The organism is Streptomyces sp. NPDC048288 (genome assembly GCF_043201555.1).
In the GTDB taxonomy this organism is placed as follows: Bacteria; Actinomycetota; Actinomycetes; order Streptomycetales; family Streptomycetaceae; genus Streptomyces.
Genome location: NZ_JBICZD010000016.1, coordinates 70,387 through 81,583, shown reverse-complemented (window position 1 = coordinate 81,583; position 11,197 = coordinate 70,387). Strand labels below are relative to the sequence as shown.

11 protein-coding genes are annotated in these 11,197 nt (G+C 72.6%); 4 read left to right on the top strand and 7 right to left on the bottom strand.

Annotated elements, in window-relative coordinates; all coding sequences use genetic code 11:
- Positions 1 to 3: 3 nt before the first annotated feature.
- From ACGFZS_RS42230 to ACGFZS_RS42215, 4 genes are all read left to right on the top strand, one after another.
- The gene (locus tag ACGFZS_RS42230; protein WP_393799616.1) at positions 4 to 1,260 is read left to right on the top strand and encodes a styrene monooxygenase/indole monooxygenase family protein; all 1,257 of its coding nucleotides are present in this window, start codon (positions 4 to 6) and stop codon (positions 1,258 to 1,260) included.
- A gap of 183 nt (positions 1,261 to 1,443) precedes the next feature.
- On the top strand, positions 1,444 to 2,109 hold the full coding sequence (locus ACGFZS_RS42225; RefSeq protein WP_393542404.1) for a TetR/AcrR family transcriptional regulator: 666 nt from the start codon (positions 1,444 to 1,446) through the stop codon (positions 2,107 to 2,109).
- Positions 2,110 to 2,119: 10 nt separating this feature from the next.
- Positions 2,120 to 2,404, top strand: coding sequence for a hypothetical protein (locus ACGFZS_RS42220; protein WP_393666824.1), 285 nt, complete (start codon positions 2,120 to 2,122; stop codon positions 2,402 to 2,404).
- Between the two features lie 116 nt (positions 2,405 to 2,520).
- On the top strand, positions 2,521 to 3,663 hold the full coding sequence (locus tag ACGFZS_RS42215; RefSeq protein ID WP_393799615.1) for an NlpC/P60 family protein: 1,143 nt from the start codon (positions 2,521 to 2,523) through the stop codon (positions 3,661 to 3,663).
- A 95-nt stretch (positions 3,664 to 3,758) separates the two neighbouring features.
- Here ACGFZS_RS42215 and ACGFZS_RS42210 read toward each other — a convergent pair whose 3' ends face one another.
- The 7 genes from ACGFZS_RS42210 to ACGFZS_RS42180 all read right to left on the bottom strand — a co-directional run bounded on the left by ACGFZS_RS42210 (position 3,759) and on the right by ACGFZS_RS42180 (position 11,106).
- Positions 3,759 to 4,697 (bottom strand): diiron oxygenase, encoded by a 939-nt coding sequence (locus tag ACGFZS_RS42210; RefSeq protein ID WP_393799614.1) that lies wholly within the window; start codon positions 4,695 to 4,697, stop codon positions 3,759 to 3,761.
- 154 nt (positions 4,698 to 4,851) lie between these two features.
- A complete protein-coding gene (locus ACGFZS_RS42205; RefSeq protein WP_393799712.1) occupies positions 4,852 to 6,312 on the bottom strand; it encodes a penicillin-binding transpeptidase domain-containing protein in 1,461 nt (486 codons plus the stop codon).
- A gap of 29 nt (positions 6,313 to 6,341) precedes the next feature.
- Positions 6,342 to 7,712, bottom strand: coding sequence for an FtsW/RodA/SpoVE family cell cycle protein (locus ACGFZS_RS42200; protein ID WP_355718458.1), 1,371 nt, complete (start codon positions 7,710 to 7,712; stop codon positions 6,342 to 6,344).
- Positions 7,713 to 7,755: 43 nt separating this feature from the next.
- Positions 7,756 to 8,322, bottom strand: a complete 567-nt coding sequence (locus ACGFZS_RS42195) for a hypothetical protein (RefSeq protein ID WP_393799613.1) — start codon at positions 8,320 to 8,322, stop codon at positions 7,756 to 7,758.
- 210 nt (positions 8,323 to 8,532) lie between these two features.
- Entirely contained in the window at positions 8,533 to 9,762 is a 1,230-nt protein-coding gene (locus ACGFZS_RS42190; RefSeq protein WP_393799612.1) for an ATP-binding protein, read from the bottom strand.
- Positions 9,762 to 10,580: a hypothetical protein gene (locus tag ACGFZS_RS42185; protein WP_393799611.1), complete on the bottom strand. Its 819-nt coding sequence runs from the start codon at positions 10,578 to 10,580 to the stop codon at positions 9,762 to 9,764. Before ACGFZS_RS42185 ends, ACGFZS_RS42190 begins: the two co-directional genes overlap by 1 nt.
- A 94-nt stretch (positions 10,581 to 10,674) precedes the next feature.
- Positions 10,675 to 11,106, bottom strand: a complete 432-nt coding sequence (locus ACGFZS_RS42180; protein WP_393666895.1) for a protein phosphatase — start codon at positions 11,104 to 11,106, stop codon at positions 10,675 to 10,677.
- Positions 11,107 to 11,197: the final 91 nt, after the last annotated feature.

Below are 11,197 nucleotides of genomic sequence, written 5' to 3'. Positions count from 1 at the left end.
CGTATGCGGAAGATACTCGTCGTGGGGGCCGGCCAGTCCGGTCTCCAGCTCGCCCTCGGCCTCCAGTCGCACGGCTACGAGGTCACCCTGATGTCGAACCGGACCGCGGACGAGATCCGCTCCGGCCGGGTCATGTCGACGCAGTGCATGTTCGACACCGCACTGCAGCACGAGCGCGATCTCCAGCTGAACTTCTGGGAGTCCCAGGCCCCGAAGATCGAAGGACTCGGCGTCTCGGTCGCCGCCCCCGGCTCCTGGGGCGAGGGTCCCGCGGCCCGCGCGATCGACTGGGTGGGCAAGCTCGACGGGTACGCGCAGTCGGTGGACCAGCGGGTGAAGATGGCCGGCTGGATGGAGACCTTCGCCCAGCGCGGCGGCCAGCTGGTCATCCACGGCGCGGCGGTCGGCGACCTCGACTACTTCGCCCGTACCTACGACCTGGTCATGGTCTCGGCGGGCAAGGGCGAACTGGTCTCCATGTTCGGCCGCGACGCCGCCCGCTCCCCGTACGCGGAGCCGCAGCGGGCGCTGGCCGTCGCCTACGTCCACGGCCTCGGCCCCCGCCCCGAGCACCCGGACTACTACGCGGTCCGCTGCAACCTGGTCCCCGGCGTCGGCGAACTCTTCGTCATGCCGACGCTGACGACCTCCGGTCCCGCCGACATCCTCTTCTGGGAGGGCATACCCGGCGGCCCGCTGGACGTCTTCAACGGCGTCAAGGACCCCTCGGAGCACCTCTCCCTGACCCTGGAACTCATGGAGCGGTACACGCCCTGGGAGCACGCGCGGGCCACCAAGGCCGAACTGACCGACGCCGGCGGCACCCTCGCCGGCCGCTACGCCCCCACCGTCCGCAACCCCATCGGCCGCCTCCCCGGCGGCGGCCTGGTGCTCGGCGTCGCGGACGTCGTCGTCGCCAACGACCCGATCACCGGCCAGGGCTCCAACTCGGCCTCGAAGTGCGCCGCCGCCTACCTCGCCTCGATCCTCGAACACGGTGAGAAGGAGTTCGACGAGACCTGGATGCAGGCGACCTTCGACCGCTACTGGAACACCGCCCAGCACGTCACCAAGTGGACGAACGCCATGCTCGCCCCGCCGCCGGAGCACATCCTCAACCTCATCGGCGCCGCCGGCCAGCTCCCCCCGGTCGCCAACCGCTTCGCCAACGGCTTCAACGACCCCGCCGACTTCGAGAACTTCTTCTACGAGCCGGAAAAGACGGAGGCGTACCTGGCGTCGGTGACCGGCGCCGCCTGATCGGGCCGGTTTTCGGCCGCGGGTCGTTCGTGGTTGCTCGCGCAGTTCCCCGTGCCCCCAAAGGGGCGCACTGCAGCGCCCCTTTCTTTAGGGGCGCGGGGAACTGCGCGGCCGGCCACGACGGCGCCGCACCCGACCACCACCCCATCGCGGCACCCCGAGCGGAACACATACCCTGCACATATGACCCCCCAGGCCGCCACCCCCGCCTACCGCAGGCTCTCCGTCGAGGAACGGCGGAGCCAGCTGCTCGACGCGGCCCTCTCCCTCTTCGCGCACCGCGCGCCGGAGGAGGTCTCCCTCGACGACGTGGCGGAGGCGGCCGGGGTCTCGCGGCCACTGGTGTACCGGTACTTCCCGGGCGGCAAGCAGCAGCTCTACGAGGCCGCGCTCCGGTCCGCCGCCGAGGAGCTGGAGCACTGCTTCGACGAGCCCCGCGAGGGCCCGCTGCTGCCCCGTCTCTCCCGCGCCCTGGACCGCTACCTGGCCTTCGTCGACCAGCACGACGCCGGTTTCAGCGCCCTGCTCCAGGGCGGCAGCGTGGTGGAGACCTCGCGGACGACGGCGATCGTGGACGGGGTACGGCGGGCCGCCGCGCAGCACATCCTCAGCCACCTCGACGTCGCCGACCCCGGTCCCCGGCTGCGGATGACCGTCCGGATGTGGATCACGGCGGTGGAGGCGGCCTCGCTGATCTGGCTCGACGAGGGCAAGCAGCCGCCCGTCGACGAGCTGCGGGACTGGCTGGTGGACCAGTTCGTCGCCGTACTGAGCGTGACCGCGCGCCGCGACCCGCAGACGGCCGCCCTCGTCGACGCTCTTGTCGACGCCCTCGCGGCGGATGGCTGAGACTGGTGCCGTGAAGAGTCAGGACACCCCCTTCGAGGGCGGCCCCATGGACGGCCGCGTCCTCCCCGTGCTGCTCGGCATGACCGGCCACCCCCCGAAGACGTACCGCATCCCGGTCCCGGACCCGGCCGGGGGCAGTCCCACGGTCCTGGTCTACCGCCGGGTGCCCCGCGGGCACAGCAAGCGCCTGGGCCTCACCCAGGGCTGGAAGTACGCGTACGACCCGACGGGCAGGGGCGCCGGCGGCGGCGGGCCGAAGTGGCCGTGGTCGAAGCCGGGCCATACCGACGAGTGACAGTTGTGCGCCGAACCGCGCACACTCGCCGTGCGAACCGAGCGGACATGTCCGATTATCACGTCTGATTACCACGATGCCGGGCGGAAGGACCGTTCCGCATCGGAGGTGATGGCATGTCAGAGAGGTTCCTGCGGCTGGCCTGCACGGCCGCGGTGGTGGCGGCCCAGGCCGTCCTCGCGCCCGTACCCGCACTCGCCGCGCCCGGCCCCGAGCGGCCGGTGGCCGAGCTGCTGACCGACCTTCAGCAGGCGTACCGGCAGACCGAACAGGCCACCGAGACCTACAACGCGACCGAGGAGCGGCTGAACCGGCAGCGGACCGTGGTGACCCGGCTGGACGACGAGCTGGCCAGGGCCCGCAGCTCCCTGCACGGCAGCAGGTCCGAGGCCGGCCGGCTGGCCCGGCAGCAGTACCAGAGCACCACCGGCCTCTCCCCGTACCTGCGGCTGCTCCTCGCCCGCGACCCGCAGCACGCCCTCGACGAGGGCCATGTCATCGGCCGGCTGGCCCGCGAGCGGGCCGAGACGGTGGGCCGCCTGGCGGACGACGAGAAGAAGCAGCTCGACCTGGCCCGCCAGGCCCGCAAGGCGCTCGACGCCCGGCTCGCCCTCGCCGAGAGCCAGAAGAAGGCGCGCGACGAGGTGCGGACCCGTCTCTCCGAGGTGGAGCGGATGCTGGCCGCCCTCACCCCCGACCAGCTCACCGCCCTGGCCGCCCTGGAGCAGGACCGGACGGCCGACGCCCAGCGGAAACTCGCCCTCTCCGGCGCCCTGAGCGCCACCACACCGCCCCCCTCCCAGGAGGGCGACCGCGCGGTGCGCTACGCCGTGCAGCAGCTGGGCAAGCCGTACCAGTGGGGCGCGGCGGGCCCGGTGTCGTACGACTGCTCGGGCCTGACCTCGCAGGCCTGGGACCACGCCGGCACCCCCATCCCCAGAACCAGCCAGGAACAGTGGGCCACCCTCCCGCACGTCCCGATCGACGAGCTGCGCCCGGGCGACCTGGTCCTCTACTTCCCCGAGGCCACCCACGTCGCCCTCTACCTCGGCGACGGCAAGGTGGTCCAGGCCCCGCGCCCCGGCGCGAAGGTGAAGGTCTCCCCGATCGCCGCCAACCCGATCCTGGGCGCCGTACGCCCGGACCCGAAGGCCCGGCCGCTGGCCCACTACACGCCGCCGGCGGTGCCGAAGACGGCGGCGGAGGGCTCGGACGAAGCCTTCGGAACGTCACAGCCGACAGCGCCGACTCCTACCTGAGAGAGCGCCGGGCTGATCGCAAGATCCGGTTCCCGCACCCACCCAAGGGGCGCGGGGAACTGCGCGACAAGCCCCCACCCACCCGCACCCGAGACTCAACCCAGCAGCCCCGAGCTCTTCCACAGCCGCCGCCCGACCCCCCGAAGCACCCCGATGTCGTCCAGGAAGTCCGTCAGCCGCTTCGCCCCCGTCTGCATGACCTCCCGCCGGTGCCCACTCGCCTGCACCTGCGCGAGGGCCTCCCGCCGGTCAAGACCCACGTTCGTGTAGACCTCGGGATTGACGAAGGCGACCGAGAACACCCGGGCGAACTCGCCGGAGGTGACCCGGGTGAACTCCTGCGACCAGCGCGGCGCCGTCAGCATCTGGCGGCGCAGCTCCTCGCGGGCGTACCGGACGTGCCGGGCCTCCTCGACCACGTGGATGCGCGTGACCCCCCGGATCAGCGGCTGGACCCGCTCGTCCGGGAAGGTCAGCCGCTGCATCCAGTCCAGGACCTCCTCGCCGAGCAGCGTGGCGGTGAAGGAACCGGGCGTGGTGGAGATGGTCTTGAAGAGCCGGCCCAGGTTCTGGTGGGCCCGGCTCACCGGGTACCAGGGCGCGTCACCGCGTTCTATGAGCCGCGCGAACATCTTCGAGTGCCGGCACTCGTCCTCGATCTCGGTCAGCGCGTAGCGCACATGCGCGCTCGTCGCCGCCTTGTCGTAGATGTGCCGGACCAGCAGCTGCATCAGGATCAGCTCGAACCAGATGCCGAGCGAGGCGAGCGCCGCGGCCTCGTGCTGGGAGAGCAGGATCCGCTGCTCCTCGCTCATCCGCTTCCACATCGGCGTGTCGTAGAGCGACACCAGCTCCGGCGGCCAGAACCACTTGCCCTCCTCGAAGGGCGCGTCCCAGTCCAGCTCCTTGTCCGGGTCGAAGGAGTGCTTCGCGGAGGAGACCAGCAGCCGTTCGGCCACCTGCTCGCGGTCCTTGAGGAGACCGAGCGCGTCCCGCAGTCCGTCGACCGCCTCCGCATCCGTCAGGGTCGTCATGGCTCCCTCACCTCGTTACCCGGGGGTACGTCTTCGTCCGCTCTTATGAGACTGCCTGTCAGCAAGACGGTCAAGTCCCCGCGCACGACTTGTTGACTCCGCGTCTACACCGATGCGGGGCCGGGCGGAGCCGGGCAGAGCCGGGCGGAACCGCTCAGAGCCCGAGCGCCGCCCGCATCACCGCCTTGGCGATCGGCGCCGCGTCCCCGCCCCCGCTGATGTCCCCGCGGTCCGCCGACGCGTCCTCGACCACCACCGCCACCGCCACCTTCGGCTCCAGGTCGGTGTCCGCCTGCGCCCAGGACACGAACCAGGCGTACGGCACCCCGGAGTTGCCGATCCCGTGCTGCGCGGTGCCGGTCTTGCCGCCGACCGTGGCGCCGGGGATCGCCGCGTTGGTGCCGGTGCCCTCCCGGACCACGTCCGTCATCAGCTCCTTCATCCGGACGGCCGTCGAGGGGCTCATCACCTGCCGTACCGCCCCCGCACCGCCCGTGGCGACCGTCTCGCCGGTCCGCCGCACGGTCCGGTCCACCAGATACGGCGGCCGGGCCATCCCCCCGTTCGCCACCGCCGCCGCGACCATCGCCATCTGCAGCGGGGTGGCGCGGGTGTTGTACTGCCCGATCGAGGACAGCGCCAGCTGAGCCCGGTCCAGGGTCGTGTCGAAGGTGCTCGGCGCGGCGGTGAACGGGATGCGCAGCCGGGTGTCGTTGAAGCCGAACGCCTCCGCCGTCGTCGTCATGTTCGCGACGCCCACGTCCACGCCCAGCTTCGCGAACACCGTGTTGCACGACCATTCGAAGGCCGCCCGCAGCGAGGCGTCCGCGCAGCCGTCCCCCTCGTTGGTCAGCCGGGTCGTGGTGCCCGGCAGCCGGTAGGGGTCGGGGGAGTCGGTCGGCGCGTCCAGGTCGGTGACCACGCCCGCGTCCAGGGCGGCCGCCGCGGTGACCACCTTGAAGGTCGAGCCCGGCGGATACGTCTGCCGGACCGCCCGGTTGAGCATCGGCTTCTCCGGGTCGGCGTTCAGCCGCGCCCAGGCCGAGGTCACCGCGTCGCTGTTGCCGGACAGCTCGGCGGGGTCGTACGACGGGGTGGAGACCAGGGCCAGGATCCGGCCGGTCGCCGGTTCGATCGCGGCGACCGCGCCCTTGCGGGCACCGAGGCCCCGGTAGGCGGCCTCCTGGGCCTCCCGGTTCAGGGTCGTCACGACGTTGCCGCCGGGGGCCGACGACCGGCCCGTGTCGTCGTTCCAGAGCGGGAACGGCGCCAGCATCGGGTCGGTGCCGGAGAGCAGCGGGTCCTCGGCGTGTTCCAGGAACGTGGTGCCGTACAGCTGGGAGGCGAAGCCGGTCACCGGGGCGTACAACGGGCCCTCGGGGTACGTGCGTTCGTAGCGCAGCTGCTCCCTGCTGTCCCACGAGCCGGTGACCGGCACGCCGCCGACCAGGATGTCGCCGCGGGGGAGGCCGTAACGGGCGATCGAGGCGCGGCGGTTGGCCGGGTTGTGGTCGTAGGAGCCGGCCTGTACGACCTGGACGCGGGCGGCGTTGACGAGCAGCGCGAGGAGCAGCAGGGCGCAGAAGGCGCGGGCCCGCCGCACGTACCGGGCCATGCCGCCCCGCTGGCGGCCGTACCCGGCCTTCATGGGGCCACCCGCCCGTCGTACTGGCTGCGGGCTGAGTCGCTCACCCGGATCAGCAGGGCCACGATCGCCCAGTTGGTGACGACCGAGGAGCCGCCCTGGGCCAGGAACGGCATCGCCATGCCGGTCAGCGGGATCAGCCCGGTCACTCCGCCCGCGATGACGAACACCTGGAGCGCGACGATCGAGGCGAGCCCGACCGCGAGCAGCCGGGCGAAGGGGTCGCGCAGGGCGAGGCCGGCCCGGTAGCCGCGCTCGACGAGCAGGCCGTAGAGGAGGAAGATCGCGGACAGTCCGGCGAGGCCGAGTTCCTCGCCCGCGGTGGCCAGGATGAAGTCCGACTTGGCGGCGAAGCCGATCAGGATGGAGTGGCCGAGGCCCAGTCCGGTGCCGAGGACCCCGCCGGCCGCGAACGCGAAGAGGGACTGGGCGAGTTGGTTCGGTCCCTGGCCCGCCTCGATCGACGCGAACGGGTGCAGCCAGTCCTCGATACGGCCGTGCACATGCGGTTCCAGATGGCCCACCGCCACCGCGCCGAACACGGCGAGCACCAGGCCCACGGCGATCCAGCCGGTGCGCCCGGTGGCGACGTACAGCATGACGACGAACAGCCCGAAGAAGAGCAGCGAGGTGCCGAGGTCGCGTTCGAGGATCAGGACGCCCACGCTCACCAGCCAGATCGTGACGATCGGGCCGAGCACCCGCCCGGTCGGGAACTGCATGAACCACAGACGGCGGCCCGCGTAGGCGAGCGCGTTGCGGTTGGCGGCCAGGTACGCGGCGAAGAACACCGCGAGCAGCACCTTCGCGAACTCGCTGGGCTGGATGGAGAATCCGGCGACCCTGATCCAGATCCGGGCCCCGTTGACGGCCGGGAAGAGGATCGGCAGGAGCAGCAGCACCAGCGCGGCGGCCACGCAGACGTAGGCGTAACGCTGCAGCACCCGGTGGTCGCGCAGCATCAGCACGACCAGGATGAAGAAGCCGACGCCCAGTGTGGACCAGACGAGTTGGGCGGGGGCCGCGCGGTCGCCCGGGGTCTCCAGGTCCAGCCGGTAGATCAGGACCAGGCCGAGTCCGTTGAGCAGCACGCCGATCGGCAGCGGCAGCGGGTCGGCGTACGGCGCGCGCAGGCGTACGGCGAGATGCGCGACGAGCGCGAGAACGCCGAGCCCGGCACCGTAACCGGCGGCGCCGGGCGGGACGGTGCCGGTGTGGGCCAGGCCGACCGCGCAGTAGCCGTACACGGAGAGCAGGACCGCCAGCACGATCAGGGCGAGTTCCATGCCGCGGCGCCGGGGGAGGCGTACGGCGGAGGTGGGGGACTCGGGTGCCGCCAGGGTGGATCCGGTCGTTCCGGCCTTGGTCATGTCCGGAACTTACCCAAATAGTCGGAGTTGCGGGCCTTGTCGCTCAGCACCAGCGTGGCGTATCGCCCGCGGTGTCGATGTAGTGGGCGGGACCCCAGGCCCAGGTGCCGTCGCCGACCCGGTACCAGACGCGGTCGCCGTACACGGACTCCCCGATGGTCCGGCACGTGATGAACACCTCCGCGCCCCGCCGGACGAACCTGACACGCCCGCCGTTCCGGTCCGGACGGTCGAGCAGCCAGATGCCGTTGTCCGCGGTGACGACACCTACGACGCGACCGGAGCCGTTGCCGTTCTGGTTACCGGGGCGGTTCGGGTCGCCGGGGTTGTTCGGGTTGTTCGGGTTGTTTGGGTCGTTCGGGTTGCTGGGGTTGCTGGGATTGCTTGGGTGATTCGGATCGCTCGGGTTGTTCTGGTTGCTCGGGTTGTTCTGGTCGCCCGAGTTGCCGATGCCGTTGGGTCTGCCGGAGTCGTCGTAGGACCCGTTCCCCGGGTCGCCGGTGTTCCAGTCGTCGTCCGCGTGCGCGGGGGCGGTGGCGCAGAGGGCGGCCAAGGCGAGGGTGGCGGCGGCCGTCGCGACGGCGCGGGCGAGGGGGCGGCGGGGGTACATGGGGCCTCCGGCGGGCGGGCGTTCTGGACGGAGCTGACTAATCGCCACGCTAGGAGGAGGACGGAGGGGCCGCCCTTCGGCTTGGGCCGAGTGCATCAACCCAGGGGCGCGGGGCTGTAGCGATATGCGGCTCCGCCGCGTGGGCGCGAGCAACCACAACGCACCCGCAGCCGCGCGACTCACACGCACCCCCCTGAGGGAGCGCCGACTTCAGGGGAGCGTCAGCGTGGCCACCGCCCCGCCCCCCACCGCGTTCGCGAAGCCCAGCCGCGCCCCCAGCACCTCCGCCTGCCCCACCGCGATCGTCAGCCCCAGCCCGTGCCCCCTGGCCCCGCCCTCCGTCCGGAACCGCTGCGGACCGTGGGCCACCAGGTACTCGGGAAACCCGTCCCCGTGATCCCGCACGGTGACCACCTTCCCCTCCACCGTGAGCACCACCCGCCCCCGCCCGTGCCGGTGCGCGTTGGCGACGAGGTTGCCCAGCACCCGTTCCAGCCGCCGCCGGTCGGTCTCCACCCACACGTCCCGTACGACCTTGACCTCGGTCTCCGTCCCGGACGCCCGCACCACCCGCTCGGCCAGTGTGCCCAGCGCCTCCGCGTCGGCCTCCGGCCGCTCCCGGCCCGCGTCCAGGCGGGAGATCTCCAGCAGGTCCTCGGTGAGCGTGCGCAGCGCGGCCACCCGGTCCCGCACCAGTTCCGTCGGCCGCCCCGGCGGAAGCAGTTCCGCCGCCGCGTGCAGCCCCGTCAGCGGGGTCCGCAGCTCATGCGCCACGTCCGCGGTGAACCGCTGCTCGCTCAGCAGCTTGCTCTGCAGCGAGGCGGCCATGCCGTCCAGCGCGGCGGCGACCGCGGCCACCTCGTCCTGCGGCCGGGTCGGGTCCTTGGTCCGGGGGTCGTCGACGCGGGCGTCCAGGTCCCCGGCGCTGATCCGCCGGGCCACCTGGGCCGTGCCGTGCAGCCGCCGGGTCACCCGGGTCACCGCGAACGCGCCGACCAGCAGCGTCGCCCCGATCGCGAGGGCCGACGACCAGAGGATGGAGCTGTCGAGCGCGGCGATCGTACGGGCCTGCTGGGAGTAGTCGACGGCCACCGCCAGCGCCCGGTGCCCGTCGGCCGGGCCCGCCGCCCACATCAGGGGGCGACCGTCGTCCTTGGCGACCATCGTGCCGCGCTCCCCGGCCAGCGCCAGCGCCCGCAGCCGCGGCGGCAGCCCGGCCGGGTCGACCCCGGCGTCCCGCCCCAGCGCGTCCCCGGCCCGGAAGTCGGCCGTCGCGTCCGCGAGCCGGGCCAGCGCCTGGTCACGGGCCTGCGCGACGGTCTGGTCGGTGACCGACACATGCACCAGGACGCCGAGCAGCGCGGCCAGCGCACAGCACATCACCGTGATGAACGCGGCCGACTTCGCCGCGAGCGTCCCGGCCCACCGGGGGAGCCTCATCACGCACCCGCCGAAGCCGAAGCCGAAGCCGAGGCCGAAGCCGAAGGCGAGGCAGCAGGCGAGGCCGAATGAGACGCTGACGGCGACGCTGACGGTGACGGCGTCCGGCTGTGGTGCCGCCCCTTGCCGGTCCGCAGGAACTCGTCCCGCGAGAACACCATCGCCTTCTGCTGCGGATCCCACGCCCAGGTGGTCCGGTACTCGTACCCGGTGATCCCGGCCGGCGACCGTACGATCACCGTCCGCCCGGCCAGCTCGACGCCGATGATCGCGTCGTTGTCGTCCAGCACCTGCACCAGCCGGTGCTTCTCGACGGTGTACACGCGCAGCGCGGTCTGGTTGGTCGGATACAGCCGGAAGCCGAGCGTCAGCTCGTCCCGTCCGTCCCCGGTCAGGTCCCGGTAGTACGGCTTCAGCAGCGGACACCGCGCCCCGCCGCCGCCCGCCGTGCACTCCCGCATCCGCTCGGCGGTCGCGTGGTACGCCCCCTTGGCCCCGTAGTCCGCCGGGTCCGAGGCGATCTCCGCCCGTACGACGGCCACGGGATCCACCGTGCGGATGTCGTCGCCGGTGACCGTGATCCCCTTGACCGGCTCCGAGCTGCCCTCGTCGTAGGGCCAGGCCGGGCTGGACGCCGGCCGCAGGTCGGGCCAGAGCCGGGCGGGGCTGACCGCGGTCGGGGCCGCCCCGGCCGCCCGCAGTCCGCCGGAGTCGCCACAGCCCGCCGCGGCCACCGCCAGCAGGGCGACGGCGGCCGCGGTGAGGGCGGCACGGACGGGACGACGGGTCGGCACGCTGCTCCTGAGCTCGGGGGCCATGGGTCTCGGGCCCCGTACACCTTATTCGCAGATTTGTAGGGAAGTCCTTTTTGCACCTCAAGGCCGCGTACGGGGGGCCGGTGCAGAGGAGAGGCTACTCGGCGAGGTCCTCAAGCAGTCGGGCGGTGGACAGACCGGCCCGCAGATAGGCGACGAACAGCTCGTTGTGCAGCGCCCACGGCGAGCGCCGGGCCCGCACCAGCCGGATCGCCTCCTCGGCCGTACACCCCCGGTGCACCAGCGTCTGCGCGACCACCAGCCCCGACCGGTTGTACCCGCTGTAGCAGCGCACCAGCACCGACCGCCCGGCGTCCAGGGCCTCGCTCGCCGCCCGCGCCAGCCGCATCACACCCGCCAGCTGCGTCCCGTCCAGCGGTCCGTCCGGTATCGGCCACACATGGTGCTCGACGCCGTCACCGGGCCCGTGCCCGGGCAGCCGCAGCAGACTCTGCACCACGTCGAACTCGTCCCGTACGACGGCGGACTCCAGCCGCCCCGAACGCCCCCGGAACTCGTGGCCGCCCATCCACAGCCCGGCCACCACCTCGCTCCACGGACTGTCCGGAGCCGGTACCTCGTACTGCTCCTCACGGATCCGCACCGGCGCCTCCCCGTCG